This is a genomic window from Pseudomonas sp. GW821-FHT01C01 (assembly GCF_059422645.1).
The window spans coordinates 19,602-37,127 of sequence record NZ_JBWKXF010000024.1 but is presented as its reverse complement, the minus strand read 5'-3'; the positions used below and the strand labels follow the sequence as shown (position 1 = coordinate 37,127).

The 17,526-nt window shown below is 59.1% G+C and carries 14 protein-coding genes; 7 read left to right on the top strand and 7 right to left on the bottom strand.

What is annotated here, in order from left to right; all coding sequences use genetic code 11:
• Positions 1 to 88: 88 nt before the first annotated feature.
• Both oadA and AC07XF_RS16235 read right to left on the bottom strand, forming a co-directional pair.
• The gene (oadA, locus tag AC07XF_RS16240) at positions 89 to 1,912 is read right to left on the bottom strand and encodes a sodium-extruding oxaloacetate decarboxylase subunit alpha (protein ID WP_495027280.1); all 1,824 of its coding nucleotides are present in this window, start codon (positions 1,910 to 1,912) and stop codon (positions 89 to 91) included.
• Between the two features lie 11 nt (positions 1,913 to 1,923).
• Positions 1,924 to 3,339: an acetyl-CoA carboxylase biotin carboxylase subunit gene (locus AC07XF_RS16235; RefSeq protein WP_007971702.1), complete on the bottom strand. Its 1,416-nt coding sequence runs from the start codon at positions 3,337 to 3,339 to the stop codon at positions 1,924 to 1,926.
• A gap of 191 nt (positions 3,340 to 3,530) precedes the next feature.
• Between AC07XF_RS16235 and AC07XF_RS16230 the strand changes: the two genes are divergently transcribed.
• On the top strand, positions 3,531 to 4,493 hold the full coding sequence (locus tag AC07XF_RS16230) for a LysR family transcriptional regulator (protein WP_495027279.1): 963 nt from the start codon (positions 3,531 to 3,533) through the stop codon (positions 4,491 to 4,493).
• On the opposite strand, the gene AC07XF_RS16225 is transcribed toward AC07XF_RS16230, so the two are convergent.
• Positions 4,435 to 4,644, bottom strand: a complete 210-nt coding sequence (locus AC07XF_RS16225) for a PA3496 family putative envelope integrity protein (protein WP_007989628.1) — start codon at positions 4,642 to 4,644, stop codon at positions 4,435 to 4,437. The two genes, AC07XF_RS16230 and AC07XF_RS16225, sit on opposite strands and share 59 nt — an antisense overlap.
• Before the next feature lie 223 nt (positions 4,645 to 4,867).
• Positions 4,868 to 5,734 (bottom strand): transcriptional regulator HexR, encoded by an 867-nt coding sequence (gene hexR, locus AC07XF_RS16220; protein ID WP_007927594.1) that lies wholly within the window; start codon positions 5,732 to 5,734, stop codon positions 4,868 to 4,870.
• A gap of 351 nt (positions 5,735 to 6,085) precedes the next feature.
• Here hexR and AC07XF_RS16215 point away from each other — a divergent pair, with 351 nt between their 5' ends.
• Entirely contained in the window at positions 6,086 to 6,400 is a 315-nt protein-coding gene (locus AC07XF_RS16215; protein ID WP_495027278.1) for a hypothetical protein, read from the top strand.
• A 62-nt stretch (positions 6,401 to 6,462) separates the two neighbouring features.
• Here AC07XF_RS16215 and AC07XF_RS16210 read toward each other — a convergent pair whose 3' ends face one another.
• Positions 6,463 to 9,333 carry a putative bifunctional diguanylate cyclase/phosphodiesterase gene (locus tag AC07XF_RS16210; RefSeq protein ID WP_495027277.1) on the bottom strand — a complete coding sequence of 957 codons (2,871 nt, stop codon included), beginning with the start codon at positions 9,331 to 9,333 and terminating at the stop codon, positions 6,463 to 6,465.
• 256 nt (positions 9,334 to 9,589) lie between these two features.
• Between AC07XF_RS16210 and uvrD the strand changes: the two genes are divergently transcribed.
• The 4 genes from uvrD to AC07XF_RS16190 all read left to right on the top strand — a co-directional run bounded on the left by uvrD (position 9,590) and on the right by AC07XF_RS16190 (position 13,964).
• Positions 9,590 to 11,773, top strand: coding sequence for a DNA helicase II (gene uvrD / locus AC07XF_RS16205; protein WP_007971693.1), 2,184 nt, complete (start codon positions 9,590 to 9,592; stop codon positions 11,771 to 11,773).
• Positions 11,774 to 11,919: 146 nt separating this feature from the next.
• Positions 11,920 to 12,360: an EamA family transporter gene (locus tag AC07XF_RS16200; RefSeq protein ID WP_007989639.1), complete on the top strand. Its 441-nt coding sequence runs from the start codon at positions 11,920 to 11,922 to the stop codon at positions 12,358 to 12,360.
• A gap of 179 nt (positions 12,361 to 12,539) precedes the next feature.
• Complete coding sequence (locus AC07XF_RS16195; protein WP_495027276.1) at positions 12,540 to 13,418, top strand: Tim44 domain-containing protein; 879 nt, start codon at positions 12,540 to 12,542, stop codon at positions 13,416 to 13,418.
• 138 nt (positions 13,419 to 13,556) lie between these two features.
• Complete coding sequence (locus tag AC07XF_RS16190; protein WP_007989643.1) at positions 13,557 to 13,964, top strand: SMI1/KNR4 family protein; 408 nt, start codon at positions 13,557 to 13,559, stop codon at positions 13,962 to 13,964.
• A gap of 22 nt (positions 13,965 to 13,986) precedes the next feature.
• Here AC07XF_RS16190 and AC07XF_RS16185 read toward each other — a convergent pair whose 3' ends face one another.
• Positions 13,987 to 15,750, bottom strand: a complete 1,764-nt coding sequence (locus AC07XF_RS16185) for a cation:proton antiporter (protein ID WP_495027275.1) — start codon at positions 15,748 to 15,750, stop codon at positions 13,987 to 13,989.
• Between the two features lie 287 nt (positions 15,751 to 16,037).
• Between AC07XF_RS16185 and AC07XF_RS16180 the strand changes: the two genes are divergently transcribed.
• On the top strand, positions 16,038 to 16,520 hold the full coding sequence (locus AC07XF_RS16180; protein ID WP_007989648.1) for an acyl-CoA thioesterase: 483 nt from the start codon (positions 16,038 to 16,040) through the stop codon (positions 16,518 to 16,520).
• 129 nt (positions 16,521 to 16,649) lie between these two features.
• Here the strand turns inward: AC07XF_RS16180 and pdxY are convergent, their stop codons facing one another.
• Positions 16,650 to 17,522 (bottom strand): pyridoxal kinase PdxY, encoded by an 873-nt coding sequence (gene pdxY, locus AC07XF_RS16175; protein WP_495027274.1) that lies wholly within the window; start codon positions 17,520 to 17,522, stop codon positions 16,650 to 16,652.
• Positions 17,523 to 17,526: the final 4 nt, after the last annotated feature.

Here is a 17,526-nt window from a genome sequence, read left to right as displayed (position 1 = left end):
GTGACGCTTTCATGAACGGATTTGCGGGCAAAAAAAGGGGAGCACATGCCCCCCCGAGGTATAAAACGTTGTTATCCCGGCTGTTAACTCAGCCTTCGATCTCGATCAGTATCTCGCCCGGGTTCACCCGGTCGCCCTTGGCCACGTGAATGGCGGTGACTTTACCGGCGATGGCGGCCTGGACTTCGGTTTCCATCTTCATCGCTTCGGTGATCAGCACGGCCTGGCCTGCCTTGACGGTGTCGCCCTCCTTGACCAGCACGTCGACGATGTTGCCCGGCATGGTGGTGCTGACGTGGCCCGGTGCAGTGGCTTGCTTGCGCTTGCTGCTGCCGCCGCTGACGAACTCGTTGAGCGGTTCGAACACGACTTCTTCCGGCATGCCATCGATGGACAGATAGAAGTGACGCTTGCCTTCAGCCTTGACGCCGACACCGGTGATGTCGACGCGGTAGGTTTCGCCGTGGACGTCGATGACGAACTCGGTCGGCACGCCTTCGCCGCCCGCCGAAGCCACCTTGCCGGCTTCCGGAATCGGCAACAGCACTTCAGGAGTCAGGGTGCCAGCCGCGCGCTCTTCGAGGAACTTGCGGCCGATATCCGGGAACATGGCGAAGGTCAGCACGTCTTCTTCAGACTTGGCCAGTGCACCGATGTCGGCACGCAGCTTGGTCATTTCCGGCTTGAGCAGGTCGGCCGGACGCACGTCGATCACTTCTTCGCTGCCGATGGCCTGGCGACGCAGTTTTTCGTTCACAGTGCCCGGCGCCTTGCCGTAGCCGCCCTGCAAGTACAGCTTCACTTCGTTGGTGATGGTCTTGTAGCGCTCGCCGGCCAACACGTTAAAGAACGCCTGGGTGCCAACGATCTGCGAAGTCGGGGTCACCAGCGGCGGAAAGCCCAGGTCTTCACGAACCCGCGGGATTTCGGCCAGCACTTCGTTCATGCGGTTGAGTGCGCCCTGCTCTTTCAACTGGTTGGCCAGGTTGGAAATCATCCCGCCCGGCACCTGGTTGACTTGAACACGGGTGTCGACAGCGGTGAATTCGCTTTCGAACTGGTGGTACTTCTTGCGCACGGCATAGAAGTACAGACCGATCTCTTGCAGCAGTTCCAGGTTCAGGCCGGTGTCGAACTCGCTGCCTTTAAGCGCTGCGACCATCGACTCGGTGCCCGGGTGGCTGGTGCCCCAGGCGAAACTGGAGATCGCGGTGTCGATGTGGTCGGCACCGTTTTCGATGGCCTTCATTTGGCACATCGCGGCCAGACCCGCCGTGTCGTGCGAGTGAATGAACACTGGCAGCGATTGCTCGGCTTTCAGAGCCTTGACCAGTTCGCCGGTGGCGTACGGGGTCAGCAGGCCGGCCATGTCCTTGATCGCCACCGAGTCGCAACCCATGGCTTCCATTTGCTTGGCCTGGTTCACGAAAGCCTCGATGGTGTGCACCGGGCTGGTGGTGTAGGCGATGGTGCCCTGGGCGTGTTTGCCGGCGGCTTTCACCGCTTCGATGGCCACGCGCAGGTTACGCACGTCGTTCATGGCGTCGAAGATGCGGAACACGTCGATGCCATTGACCGCGGCCTTGGCGACGAAGGCTTTGACCACGTCGTCGCTGTAGTGGCGGTAGCCCAGCAGGTTCTGGCCGCGCAACAGCATTTGCAGGCGGGTGTTAGGCAGCGCGGCGCGCAGTTGGCGCAGACGCTCCCACGGGTCTTCCTTCAGGAAACGTACGCAGGCGTCGAACGTCGCGCCGCCCCAGCACTCCAGCGACCAGTAGCCGACTTTGTCGAGCTTGTCGCAGATCGGCAGCATGTCTTCGGTGCGCATGCGGGTGGCGAGCAGCGATTGGTGGGCGTCGCGCAGGATCGTGTCGGTAACGTTTATCTTTTTAGAAACAGGGGGTTTGCTCATTGTTCTATTCCTCACAGGCCTGCGTGGGCGGCGATGGCGGCGGCGATGGCCAGGGCCAGCTCTTCGGGTTTGCGCTTGATCGAGTAGTTAGTCAGTTCAGGGTGGCTTTCAACGAAGCTGGTGTTGAACTGGCCGCTACGGAATTCCGGGTTACGCAGGATTTCCTGGTAGTACGCGGCAGTGGTCTTGACCCCTTGCAGACGCATGTCATCGAGGGCGCGCAAACCACGGTCCATCGCCTCTTCCCAGGTCAGCGCCCACACCACCAGTTTCAGGCACATCGAGTCGTAGAACGGTGGAATGGTGTAGCCGGTGTAGATCGCCGTGTCGGTACGCACACCGGGGCCGCCGGGTGCGTAGTAACGGGTGATCTTGCCGAAGCTCGGCAGGAAGTTGTTCTTCGGGTCTTCGGCGTTGATCCGGAACTGCAGTGCGAAGCCACGGTGCTGGATGTCTTCCTGTTTCACCGAGAGCGGCAGGCCGGAAGCGATGCGGATCTGCTCGCGGACAATGTCGATGCCGGTGATTTCTTCGGTGATGGTGTGTTCCACCTGCACCCGGGTGTTCATCTCCATGAAGTACACCTCGCCCTCGGCGAGCAGGAACTCCACGGTACCGGCGTTCTCGTAACCCACGGCCTTGGCCGCACGCACCGACAGGTCGCCGATGTAGGCGCGCTGTTCCGGGGTCAGTTGCGGGCTCGGGGCGATCTCGATCAGCTTCTGGTTGCGGCGCTGGATCGAGCAGTCACGCTCGAACAGGTGCACCACGTTGCCGAAGCTGTCGCCAAGAATCTGCGCTTCGATGTGCTTCGGATTGACGATACATTTTTCCAGGAACACTTCCGCCGAACCGAATGCCTTGGTGGCTTCGGAAATCACGCGAGGGAAGGCCTGTTCGAGTTCTTCGCGGCTGTTGCAGCGACGAATACCGCGGCCGCCGCCACCGGACGTGGCCTTGAGCATCACCGGGTAGCCGATGCGATCGCCTTCGGTCAGGGCTTCTTCGATGCCCGACACGTTACCTTCGGTGCCGGGGGTAACCGGTACGCCGGCCTTGATCATGCTGCGGCGGGCTTCGGTCTTGTCGCCCATGCGGCGAATGACTTCAGCCGATGGACCGATGAACTTGATCCCGCGTTCGGCACAGATCTCTGCCAGTTCGGCGTTTTCCGAAAGGAATCCGTAACCAGGGTGCAGTGCATCGCAGCCGGTTTCCACCGCCAGGTTCACCAGCTTGCGCGGGTTCAGGTAACCGGCCAGCGGCTCGGCACCAATGCTGTGGGCTTCGTCCGCACGCTTCACATGCAGGGCATGGCGGTCGGCGTCGGAGTAGATCGCGACCGAGCGAATGCCCATTTCGGCGCAGGCACGTACGATTCGTACGGCAATCTCACCACGGTTGGCGATCAGGATCTTTGTTATCACTTGGAGTTTCCCTTGAGCCGGTGGTACCCACGACCTGCTAGACCCAGGTCGACGCGTGACCAAATGTTTCAATTTGGTCGCAGGTCCACACTAGCGCCCACAAGGGATTAACAAAAATGAATAAAAATTGGGTCATGCATAAGTAAAGACTTATAGTTGAATCACCAGCCAGCGACGAGAGCGACCAGATAATGCGTAAGTCATTGATGCGTATGACTTTGCGGCAATTGCAGATCTTCAATGAAGTCTGTGATTTGCGTTCCTACAGCCGTGCGGCCGAGGAAATGTCGCTCACACAACCTGCCGTCAGCCTACAGATTCGTCAACTTGAAGAGCTGATTGGCCAGCCTTTGTTCGATTACGTCGGCAAAAAACTCTACATGACCGAAGCCGCTGAAGCGTTACAGCGGGCCAGCCGGGATATTTTCGGACGCCTGGAAAACCTCGACATGCAGCTGTCGGACATGCAGGGCTCGTTGCAGGGGCAACTGAAACTGGCGGTGGAATCCAGCGCCAAGTATTTCGTGCCGCACTTGTTTGCCGCATTCAAACGCCAGCACCCGGAAGTGAACCTGCAACTGACAGTGGTCAATCGCGGCCAGGTCATTCGGCGCCTGTCGGACAACCGCGACGACCTGGTGATCATGTCCATGGTGCCCCAGGACATGGGCCTGGAGTTCCTGCCGTTCCTGAACAACCCGATCGTCGCCGTGGCGCCACCGGATCACCCGCTGTGTCATATGGGGCCGCTGCGTTTGCAGGATCTCGAACCCTACACACTACTGTTGCGTGAGCCGGGCTCCGGGACGCGGCTTGCGTGCGAAGAATACTTCAAAGAGAAGCGCGTGCACTTCAACCAGACTCAGGAAGTCTCGTCTGCCGAAGCCCAGCGTGAATGTGTACTGGCAGGTCTGGGCGTTGCGCTGTTGACGCGCCACGCCCTGAACCTTGAACTGGCAACCGGCGGACTGATCGAGTTGCCGGTCGAAGAATTGCCGCTCTACCGCAGCTGGTGTCTGGTGCAGGCCAAGGCGAAACGCCTGTCACCGGTGGCTCACGCCTTCCTGGCGTTTATCCGTAGCGAACGCATTCAGATCAGCGCGCTGGTTGAGCGTTTCGACGGGAAGTCGAGGGAGATGACTGCCAGAAGTTGAGCTCCAGCTCCGGAAAATCGCCAATTTCGGCCAGAAGCTGACGGCGTTCGCAGCGATCTTCAATGGCGCGACGGAATTCCATGCGGCGCTGATCTTCTTGCTGACGACGGGTTTTGACAGCGCTGTTGCGTTCTTCGTAGGGCATGGCCATTTCGAGTCTCCCAAGGCGAGTACGGGAGTTTCAAGATAGGCGCGCGGGATGACGGTTTGGCGGCTCGTTGATTACAGACTAATGAAAATTTGGTGGGCACGCTGTACCTGTGGCGAGGGAGCTTGCTCCCGTTGGGTCGCGAAGCGGCCCCAGGATTTTGCGACTGCTGCGCAGCCGAGCGGGAGCAAGCTCCCTCGCCACAGGGTCCGCGCCAGTCTTGAGATCAGTCGTCCAGCGCCTTCACCGACTTGGGCGACAACCGCAAACTGCGAAGGCTGCGCTTGACGCTCTTGAGGTGGTTGACCAGGCTCGGTCCGCGCGCCATGGCCACACCCATCGCCAACACGTCGATGACGACCAGGTGGGCGATTCGCGAGGTCAACGGCGTGTAGATTTCGGTGTCCTCATGCACATCGATCGCCAGGTTGACGGTCGACAGCTCGGCCAACGGCGTCTGGCTCGGGCACAGGGTGATCAACGAAGCACCGCTTTCACGCACCAGGTTGGCGGTGATCAGCAAATCCTTGGAACGCCCCGACTGGGAAATGCAGATCGCCACATCGGTCGGCTTCAGGGTCACCGCCGACATCGCCTGCATGTGCGGGTCGGAATACGCCGCTGCGGTCAGCAGCAAACGAAAGAACTTGTGCTGGGCGTCTGCCGCGACCGCACCCGAGGCGCCGAAGCCATAGAACTCGACACGCTGGGCCTGGGACATCAGCGTCACCGCACGCTGCAACTCCACCGGATCGAGTTTCTCGCGAACCTCCATCAGGGTGTGCAATGTGGTGTCGAAGATTTTCAGGCTGTAGTCGGCGACCGAGTCATCCTCATGGATCGCGAACTGGCCAAAACTCGCACCCGCCGCCAGGCTCTGGGCAAGCTTCAACTTCAGGTCCTGGAAACCGGAGCAACCGATGGCGCGGCAAAAACGCACGATGGTCGGCTCGCTGATGCCCACGCTGTGGGCCAGGTCGGCCATGGAACTGTGCATCACGGCCGCAGGATCAAGCAGCACGTGGTCGGCGACCTTGAGCTCCGACTTGCGTAACAGGTGGCGAGACTGGGCGATGTGTTGCAGCAGATTCAAAGGGCTGGACTCTTTGTTATTGGCAGGTGCCGGGGATGTAGCACGCTTGTAGTTATACTACATGAATCGGCTTTTTGCCTGCTCAATGCGTAACCACATCCCTCGACATTCAGGCACGCGCGCTCCATGTAGCGCTTATCGCCAGCGTTCCAGTTGCTCATCGATGCTCGCCTTTTGGCGTTGCGACAAAAATGGGCCGCCCCTTACAAACTTCACCATTAGTTATCTCATCAACAACACACAACCCACATCAACTTACAAACAAGTCAACTATCGCCACCAAAAATTTAATAAAGACGGATATATTACATAGGCAGGACGCAATTATTTTAATTACAGGAGTTACACACAATGACCATTACAACCAAAGACTGGATCGCCCAAATTGACCGCATGCCCGGCGCTGCTTCCTTCCGTGCCTTTGGCACGGTAACCGTTGCAAACTCTGGCATTACGCCAAAACTGGTACTGAGCGAGCTTCAGGACAAGTCGTTTGATTTGCGACTTGACCTGAAACTTGAAACAACCCACGAAGTTGCACTTCAAGTCCTGACTGACAGGCTTGTCGAATATAAAACTGCTGGTAATTCCAACGTCACTGGCGTCAGCATTTTTTTCGAAGGCAAGTTACTGCACCACATTGATAAAGTACTGATCACCGATTAAATAATTACCTACTGAAAACTTCCCGTCAGGCCTTTTGGCGGTCTGACGGGAAGCACCCTCAGTCAATCCGCGCCCTGCCCTCGCAGCTGACCCGCCAGGTCTTGTGCCTCTACCGGCCGACTGATCAGATAGCCTTGCACCTCATCACAGCGCTCACGCTTGAGAAACTCAAGCTGCTCCTCCCGCTCCACCCCTTCCGCGACGACCTTCAACGACAAGCCATGAGCCATGGCAATGATCGCCCGGGTGATCGCCGCATCCTCGGTGCCCTCCCCCAGCCCCCGGATAAACGCCTGATCAATCTTCACGTAATCCACAGGAATGCGCTTGAGGTAGCTCAGGGATGAATAACCGGTGCCGAAATCATCGATTGCCAGTTTCACCCCCAGATCGCGCAACTGCTGGAACGTCGCGATGATGTGCTCGACGCTGTCCAGTAACTGGCTTTCGGTCAACTCCAGCTCCAGGAAGTGCGGCGCCAATCCGGTTTCTTCCAGCACCTGGCGCACCAGGCTGACCAACTTACCCTGGCGCAACTGATGCACCGACAAATTGACCGACACCCGAATCGGCTCAAGCCCCTGGCGCTGCCATTCACAGGCTTGCCAGCAGGCCTGACGCAGCACGAACTCGCCGATCGGACCGATCAGCCCGGTTTCCTCGGCCAGCCCGATAAAGTCCCCCGGCGGCACGCGGCCCATGGTCGGATGATCCCAGCGCACCAGCGCTTCGGCGGCGTTCAGCCGGCCGGTGGCCAGGCACAGCTTCGGCTGGTAATACACCTTGAGCTGTTTATCTTCGATGGCTTTGCGCAGATGGTTTTCCAGTTGCAGGCGTTCCAGGGTGCTGGCTTGCAGACTGTCGGTGTAGAACTGGAAGTTGTTGCCGCCCAAGTGCTTGGCATGTTGCATGGCCATGTTCGACTGACTGACCAATGCAGACATCTCCCGGGCATTGTCCGGAAGCAGGCTGATGCCCATGGACGCACTGACCACCAGTTCATGCCCTTCGACCGTCACCGGCAGGCGCAACTTGGTTGCCAACCGTGTCGCCACCCGCGCCAGGCTCGACAGGTTGCCGTAGGAATTGAACAGCACCGCAAACTCATCGCCGGACAAGCGCGCGATGGTGTCTGCCTCCGGCAACGCGTTGACCATCCGCCGGGCCATTTTTTGCAACAGTTGGTCGGCGACTTCATGGCCGAGGCTGTCGTTGAGCAGCTTGAAGCGGTCCAGATTGATGTGCAGCAATGCCAGACTGCGATAACCGCCCTGACGTACCCGTTGGTGCGCCTCGCTCAACCGTTCACGAAACAGCGAGCGATTGGCCAGGCCGGTCAACTCGTCATAGTGGGTCAGGTAGCGCATGCGCTCTTCGGATTCGCGTCTCGCCGACAGATCAGCGAAGAAGCCCACTATATGACTGATCTTTCCCCGGGGATCACGCACGGCATTCAGCTGAAGCCATTGCGGGTACATCTCCCCGTTCTTGCGGGTTTCCACCAGTTCGCCCTGCCAACTGCCGTGCTGCTCCAGCGCTTGATGGATCGCGGTGAAGTGCCGGCGGGCGTCGCGACTGCACGGCAACTCGACCACGTTGCGCCCGAGAATGTCCTCGATGTCATAACCCGTTACGCGGCTGAAAGCCTGGTTGACGGCAATCAGTGCATAGGCGGGATCAAAAATCACGATGCCCTCACTGGCTGCCTCGAACACCGTTGCTGCCAGTTGCTGTTGTTCCTCCAGCACCTTGCTGGCACTGATGTCGCGGCGCGTCCCGACCATGCGAATGACCCGGCCGCTTTCGTTGCGCTCGACCGCCCGGCCACGGTCCTCGATCCAGACCCAGTGACCATCGCCATGACGCACCCGGTACTCGACCTGGTAATCCTCGCTTCGGCCCTTCAAGTGCTCGACCAGCGCCCGACGCAATGCCGGAAGATCCTCGGGGTGCAAGCGCGGCTTGAGATGGCGAAGCATCGCTGTCACATATTCCGGCTCCAGACCGAACAGCTCTTGAATAAGGGTGTGATGCACTTCGTCGGTCTGCAGATTCCAGTCCCAAAGCCCCAACTCACTGGCTTTTAAGGCGAGCGCCAGGCGTGCTTCGCTTTTGCTCAGGGCCTGGTTGGCCGCGTCCAGTTCCAGGCTGCGCTGGGTGACGCGGCTTTCCAGTTCAGCCTGGATTTGACGCAACTCGTCTTCGGCCCGACGGCGTTGGTCAACTTCCCTGGCCAGTTTCTGATTGAGTTGGTCACTGCAATTGCGGGCGTGTTGCAAATGCTCGATCAGCGCCTGATTCTGAAAACGCCGCAACAGTCCGTGATCGATCAAACGATTGACCTGCCAGGCCACGACACTCAGCGCACCGAGCAATATCAGGCCGAACCAGCCCCAGCCGTGCTGTTGCTCATCTGCGCCCCAGAACATATAGGCAATGGCCGGCAACAGGCAGGGCAAGGTAAAAGACAGGAAGGCCGGCAGACTCACTGCGTAAGCAACGCTGGCCGACAATGCCGCGGCGCCGATCAGGCCGAACACCCAGGCTTGCTGGATGAAATTGTCGGCGGGGATCAGCGCGATACCGGCACCCGCCAGGGTCAGGCCGGTCAGGCCCGAACCGAGCAAAAACATGCGTCCCCAGACTGGGTTGGCTTGACGGTTGGGAATGGCCGAATCAAAGGCGGCGACCTGGATGACCCGCAATGCCACCAGCGACAGCAACCAGACCAGCCACACGCTGACCAGGAAGTAGCGCTGCGGGCTCCAGAGCAAACCGGCACAGACCAGACCATTGATCAGCATGAACAACGTGGGCAGCAGCGAGCCCTGATACAGCAGGCGCGTGCGTTCGACCGCCATTTCCATGGCGTATTGCTTTCGGATAACCCGGGGCTCCACAGTGGGGCCCGACAGGTCGAAGCTGAGGGTCATAGGCAATGTTCTTGTTCTTATAATGATGAGCATGGGCCCGAAACTGCTCGGAGCATACACAAGCAATTGCCCGGACCAAACTGCTGCTGATCAATAAATCGCCAAATTTTTCAGCCGCCGACGCCCCTGAAAACGCCGAAGGCACGCCCCGCCAACGCCTGCAGCCGATGACTGACCGGTCGTCCTTTGCATAACTTTCATCGGCTAAATCGAAGTGGAGTTTGCCCGGTGTGTCGCGGCCCCCTAGAATGCCCCGATGCGCGATGATCTCTCCCTTCTGCTGAACTCCCTCAACGATGCCCAACGCCAGGCCGTAGCGGCCCCCGTGGGTCGTCAGTTGGTCCTGGCCGGTGCTGGTTCCGGTAAAACCCGAGTGCTGGTGCACCGTATCGCCTGGCTGATCCAGGTCGAAAACGCCTCGCCCCACTCCATCCTGTCGGTGACCTTCACCAACAAGGCTGCTGCCGAGATGCGCCAGCGCATCGAGCAACTGATGGGTATCAACCCGGCCGGCATGTGGGTTGGCACCTTCCACGGCCTGGCGCACCGCTTGTTGCGGGCGCACTGGCAGGAAGCGGGCTTGAGCCAGACGTTCCAGATCCTCGACAGCGATGACCAGCAACGGCTGGTCAAGCGGGTGATCCGCGAGCTCGGCCTGGACGAACAGCGTTGGCCGGCCCGTCAGGCCCAATGGTTCATCAACGGGCAGAAAGACGAAGGCCTGCGTCCGCAACACATTCAAGCCAGCGGTGACCTGTTCCTGGCAACCATGCGCGGCATCTATGAAGCCTACGAGGCCGCCTGCCTGCGTGCGGGCGTCATCGACTTCTCCGAATTGCTGCTGCGCGCCCTCGATCTGTGGCGCGATCACCCGGGTCTGCTCGCTCACTATCAAAAGCGTTTCCGACACATTCTGGTGGACGAATTCCAGGACACCAACGCCGTGCAATACGCCTGGTTGCGCCTGCTGGCCAAGGGTGGCGACAGCCTGATGGTGGTGGGCGACGACGACCAGTCGATCTACGGCTGGCGCGGCGCGAAAATCGAGAACATCTACCAGTATTCCGAAGACTTCCCGGACGCCGAAACCATTCGTCTGGAGCAAAACTATCGCTCCACCGCCGGCATCCTGAAAGCCGCCAACGCCTTGATCGCCAACAACACCGGGCGCCTGGGCAAAGAGCTGTGGACCGATGGTGGCGACGGCGAAGCCATCAACCTGTACGCCGCCTTCAACGAACACGACGAAGCACGCTACGTAGTCGAAACCATAGAAAGTGCGCTGAAAACCGGCCTGTCTCGCAGCGATATCGCGATTCTGTACCGCTCCAACGCCCAATCACGGGTTTTGGAAGAAGCGCTGCTGCGTGAACGCATTCCGTACCGTATCTATGGCGGCCAGCGCTTCTTCGAACGCGCGGAAATCAAGAACGCCATGGCTTACCTGCGATTGCTCGAAGGGCGGGGCAACGACGCCGCGCTGGAACGGGTGATCAACGTGCCGGCCCGTGGCATCGGCGAGAAAACCGTCGAAGCGATCCGCGACCATGCGCGCCACAGTGATGTGTCGATGTGGGAAGCGATGCGCCAACTGGTGGCCAACAAAGGTCTGACCGGTCGTGCGGCCGGTGCCCTTGGCGCGTTTATCGAGCTGATCGAGAACCTCGCCGCCAAGTGCATGGAAATGCCGCTGCACCTGATGACCCAGACCGTCATCGAGCAGTCGGGGCTGATTGCCTATCACGAAGCGGAAAAAGGCGAGAAAGGCCAGGCCCGGGTAGAAAACCTTGAGGAACTGGTCAGCGCTGCGCGCAACTTCGAAAACAGCGAAGAAGACGAAGACCTGACGCCATTGGCAGCGTTCCTCGGTCACGCGTCGCTGGAGGCCGGCGATACCCAGGCCGACGAACACGAAGACAGCATTCAACTGATGACCCTGCACAGCGCCAAAGGCCTGGAATTTCCTTATGTGTTCCTGGTGGGTATGGAAGAAGGCCTGTTCCCGCACAAGATGAGCCTGGAAGAACCCGGCCGCCTTGAGGAAGAGCGTCGTCTGGCCTACGTCGGCATCACCCGGGCCATGCAGAACCTGGTGATGACCTACGCTGAAACCCGACGCCTTTATGGCAGCGAAACCTACAACAAGGTGTCGCGCTTCGTACGCGAGGTGCCGAAAGGTCTGATTCAGGAGGTGCGGCTGTCCAACAGCGTCAGCCGTCCTTTTGGTGGTAACCAGTCAATGAGTGGCAGCAACCTGTTCAGCGGCAGCGAGATTCCGGAAACCGGCTTCAGCCTCGGCCAGACTGTGCGCCACTCGATTTTCGGTGACGGTGTGATCCTCAACTTCGAAGGCGCCGGGGCCCAGGCCCGGGTGCAGGTGAACTTCAGCGAAGGCAGCAAGTGGCTGATGCTGGGTTATGCCAAGCTGGAAGCAATCTAAAAGACCGCCAGAAGTCTAATGTGGGAGCGGGCTTGCTCGCGAAGAACGATCACGCGGTGTTTCTGATGAACCGCGGTGCTGCCTTCGCGAGCAAGCCCGCTCCCACAGGGTTAGGCGTTGGCCTATGTGAATGAAAGGGAACAAATATGGGCTCAGGCTTTTTTTCCTCTTGGACATTCTGGGCCCTGTTATCGGCGGCGTTCGCGGCGATGACTGCCATTTTCGCGAAAGTCGGCATCGAAAACGTCAACTCTGACTTCGCCACCCTGCTACGTACGATAGTGGTATTGGTCAGTCTGGCCTTGATTTTGTACGCCACGGGCCAATATCAGTCTTTGGGATCGATCTCTGCGAAGAGCTACCTGTTCCTGCTGTTGTCGGGCCTGGCCACTGGTGCATCGTGGATCTGCTATTTCCGCGCACTCAAGGTTGGTCCGGCGTCACTGGTTGCCCCAGTGGACAAACTCAGCGTGGTGCTGGTGGCCATTCTTGGCGTTGTCCTGCTGGGTGAAAAACTCGACCTGCGCCAATGGGGCGGAATCGGTCTGATCACGGCCGGAGTCGTCATGCTGGCCCTGCGACGCTAGGCGAACGTCCTACAAAACTTATCCATTCATCTGACATACCAAAGTCAAAAGGCCTTATTGCACTGACTGAAGCTGAACATGACCTGTCAGGCAAAAGCCCGAAACACTCTGCCGCTAGCCAGTAACACTTCAGCTGTGCAACATGGCGCGCGTGCCTTCCACAAATGGGAATTCCCTTTATGAAACGTTTTCTTAGCATCGCCATGGCGTTGTGCATCGGCCTGACGATGAGTCTCGACGTCAATGCCGCCAAGCGCTTCGGTGGTGGCAAAAGCGCAGGCGCTGCGCCGACGCACCAGACCAGCCAGATGGCTCCTTCTTCCCCAGGCATGGGTGGCGCCGCGGCGACCGCTGGTGCTGCCGGTGCCGCTGGCGCCGCTGCCAAGGCCGGTGGCGCTTCGCGCTGGCTCGGCCCTCTGGCCGGTATCGCGGCCGGTGGCCTGCTGGCATCCATGTTCATGGGTGGCGGCTTCCAGGGCATGCAGATCTTCGACATCCTGATCATGGCCGTCATTGCGTTCCTGGTCTTCCGCTTTATCGCCGCCCGTCGGCGCAAGCAGCAGGAGCATTACGCTCCGGCCGGCCACGCGCCGATGCAACGTGAAGCGTTCGAACAAAAGCCTGCCGGCGGTTCGATCTTCGGTGGTTCGCCAGCGCCTGTTGCCGCTCGTCCGGTGATCAACGCTCCAGCCTGGTTCAACGAAAGTAACTTCGTCGAAGCGGCACGCAATCATTTCCAGTCCCTGCAACAGCACTGGGACGCCAACGAAATGGACAAGATCGCCGAATTCGTCACCCCGCAAATGCTGGAGTTCCTCAAGCGTGAGCGAGCTGACCTGGGCGATGGTTTCCAGTCCACCTACATTGATAACCTCAATGTACAACTGGACGGTGTGGACGATCGCGCCGACAAGACCATCGCCACCCTGACCTTCACTGGCGTGTCGAAAACCTCGCGTTTCGACCAGGGCGAAGTCTTCAGCGAAAGCTGGAACATGGAACGTGCACAGGGCGAAAACCAGCCTTGGCTGGTGGCCGGTATCCGCCAGAACGGCTGATCACCCTCCACGTTTCACCTGCTGCAATAAAAACCCCGGCCTCGGCCGGGGTTTTCTATTTCGCGGTTGCATCTATAGCGAGCTACTGTATAAACCGCCCCATATAAACCGCGCCATACAAGCAAGAGGATCCCGGACGTGGAAGAAATCATCGAACAACTGCGTGAAGCCAACGAACCGGTACCGGTCCCCTTGGAATTGCCCGACGAAGACCTGCTGGTCGAAATCGAAGAACAACTGTTCATCGACATTCCGTTCGTCTTCAGAGAGTTTCTGCTGACCGTCAGCGATGTGGTCTACGGTAGCCTGGAACCGGTCACCGTGACCGACCCGCAATCCCATACCTACCTGCCCGACGTTGCCGCCAACGCCTGGGACGCTGGCGTTGATCGCAGCATGATTCCTATCTGCCAGGTCGGTGATGACTACTACCTGGTCGAAGAGGACGGCACCGTGGTGTTTTGGCAGGCCGAAGAAGAGCTGATCGCCGAAGAAACCTGGGAGTCCGTGTGGCACTGGGCGCGGGACGTCTGGCTGGAAAGCTGATCCAGCCAACGCCGCGGGGTGGTCAATGCCCGGACGACTCCTTGTGATTATCGAGGGTTTCCAGCAACGCCACCTGCATCCGCGTATGCACACGAATAAACCAGCGCCACAGCAGCGCCGCCACGGCGGCCGCGACGATGGCGATCAGCACCAGCAACTTGTTGGTCGGCAGAATACTGGCCGACAAGGCTGCCAGCAGCAAAAAGATCACCAGCAGCGACAGGATCGGAATCACTTCGGCGATCACCCGACGCACTCGCTGCGTGTGGCGCCCGGCCATTTCCGGCTTCACGCCCATTTCCGCCAGCAACATCGACAGTGCCTTTAGCTTGCGGTACGCCGCAATCAAAAAAGGCAGCGACAACAACAGCGCCCCACCCCAGATCAATGCCTTCTGCCAGCTCGAATCGCTGACCCAGTCTTGCAAGTAAGCCGACATGCGCTCGGCGAAGAACGCGCCCGAGAGAAAGATCGCGATCACCAATGCCAGGTTGACCCCAACCTGCAGCAAAATCCTTCTGATCATCGACGCCAACAACGCCCCCTCACCCTGGGGCTGAATGCTGCGCAGCCATTCGCCGTACATCCCCAACACCCGTCCCAGGCGTTCTGGCATGACGCCGGCGAGCTTGATCGACAATGGATCAGCCGCGCGGATCAGATAAGGCGTCAGCAAGGTCGTGATCACCGAAACAGCCACAGCCACGGGGTATAAAAAGTTGCTGGTGACCTGCAACGTCATGCCCAGTGCCGCGATGATGAAAGAGAATTCGCCTATCTGTGAAAGACCCATCCCGACCCGCAGCGAGGTGCGTCCGTCATTGCCAGCGATAAATGCACCAAGGCCACAGGACAGCATCTTGCCAAGCACCACGGCTACGGTGATTACGGCGATTGGCCACGCGTATTGAAGCAGAATCGCCGGATCGAGCATCAGCCCGATGGCCACAAAGAAAATCGCGCTGAACAGATCTCGAACCGGTTCAATCAAGCGCTCGATTTTCAGCAGTTGCCGGGATTCAGCCATGATCGCGCCAATCAGGAACGCCCCGAGGACCATGCTGTATTCAAGCTTGACCACCAGCAGGCAGAAGCCAAAACACAGGCCCAGCACGGTAATCAGCAGCATTTCGTTGCTATCGAATCTGGCCACGTAGGCCAGCAACCGCGGCACCATCAGAATACCGATGACCAATGCGACGATCATGAACAGCGATAGCTTGCCGACTGTGGAGAACACTTCACCGGAACTGACCGTACCGCTGACGGCGATGCTGGACAGCAGTGCGATGATGCCAATGCCCAGGATGTCTTCGACGATCAGCACGCCGAATATCAGCTGTGCAAATCGCTCGTTCTTCAACTTCAGATCGTTGAGCGCCTTGACGATGATGGTGGTCGAGGAGATCGCCAGGATCGCACCCAGGAACAGTGAATCCATGGTGTTCCAGTCGAACCAGCGACCAATCTCGTAGCCGATCCAGATCATCAGCACGATTTCCAGGAACGCCGCGATGAATGCCGTGGCACCAACCTTGAACAACTTGCGCAGGCTGAACTCCAGGCCCAGGCAGAACATCAGGAATATCACACCGAGTTCGGCCAGGGTCTTGATGGTTTCTTCGTCATGGATCAGGCCGAATGGCGGGGTATGCGGACCAATGATGAAACCGGCGACGATGTATCCCAGCACCACCGGTTGTTTCAGGCGATGGAAAATCACGGTTACCACACCTGCGATCAACATGATCACTGCCAGATCCTGAATGAAACTGATGGCATGCATGGTGTGAGACTCCCTGGATGGCATTGCTCGATCCCCGGACGCAGGAAAAGTCTGATCGAGCAGAACAAAAATCTGGATTACGCGTAGGAAATGCCCTTGAGGCAGGGCTTTTTTGCAGGGTAACACCGCGACTTCTGGCAGAAAGGCGGTGCAATATATGGAAACAGATCGATCCGGCGTGACGGCGACTCTGCACCCGGCGTCCCGATAACTGTTGGTTTGAAAAAACCGCTGAGGCACCCGCAGAGGTGCATCCCTCAAACCTGGCCTTGACCCGTGAGAATGCTATGGAACCCGGAAACGCCCAGCTGTCGATGACGGTATTGATGACCCCCGACATGGCCAACTTCTCTGGCAATGTTCACGGCGGCACCCTGCTCAAGTACCTCGACGAAGTGGCCTACGCCTGCGCCAGCCGTTATGCCGGCCGCTATGTGGTGACCCTGTCGGTTGATCAGGTCATTTTCCGTGAGCCGATCCATGTCGGCGAACTGGTGACCTTTCTCGCCTCGGTCAACTACACCGGCAACACCTCCATGGAGGTGGGCATCAAAGTGGTGACCGAGAACATCCGCGAACGCTCGGTGCGTCACACCAACAGTTGCTTCTTCACCATGGTCGCAGTGGATGACCAGCGTAAACCTGCACCGGTACCACCGCTGCAACCGCAGAACAGTGAAGACAAGCGCCGCTACATGCAGGCCCAACAGCGCCGGCAGATTCGTCAGGAGCTGGAAAAGCGTTATCAGGACATCAAGGGCGACGCCTGAGCTGGTCAGGCAGGCTGATGGTGTTCTCTAGATAGCCTTCGCGAGCAAGCCCGCTCCCACATTGGATCTATGCAACACCAAAGATCCAATGTGGGAGCGGGCTTGCTCGCGAATGGTTTCAACACTCAATCAGAGACTGATTGGTGTTGCCTCGAACCGCACCCGCGGATGGGCAATCCGGTCCTGAGCCCGAACCAACTCCAACTCGTAGCTGGCACACGCCTGGGTTTCCAGCAGTACTTCATGCACCGCCGACGCCGTGAACTCGAAGGCGGCCACCAGGCTGTCGCCCAACAGCACCCGCGCCAGGAACAGACCGGACGTCAGATCGCCAACGCCCACCGGCTGACGCGGAAACGCCAGCAACGGGCGCTGCAAATGCCAACTGCCTTCGGCCGTCACCAACAGCATCTCGAAGACCTCTGCCGGTTTACCGGGATAGTCCAGATGCTTGACCAGCACCGCTTTCGGGCCGCGCGCCAGCAATGCACGCGCCATTGCCAGGCAATCGAACAGCGATAGCGGCTTGCGCCCGGAGAAGCTGTCCAGCTCCAGCTGGTTCGGGCACATGAAGTCCGCCACGGCAGCGGCCTCTTCCAGCAGAAAATCACTGACTTCCGCCGGAACACTGCAACCCTTCTCCGGATGCCCCATGACCGGGTCACACAGGTACAGCGCCTTGGGATTCATCGACTTGATCCGCGCCACCCCCGTCAGGATCGCCCGGCCCTGGGCCGCACTGCCGAGGTAACCGGAGAGCACCGCATCGCAGTTGCCCAACTCGCCAATCGCCGCGATGCCTTCGACCAGGTCAGGAATCTGGTGCGGCGCCAGCACTTCACCGGCCCACTGACCGTACTGGGTGTGATTGGAGAACTGCACGGTGTTGAGCGGCCAGACATTCACCCCGACCCGTTGCATCGGGAAAACCGCGGCACTGTTGCCGGCGTGACCGAATACCACGTGAGACTGGATAGCGAGCAAATGCGGAGTACGTTTCATGCGG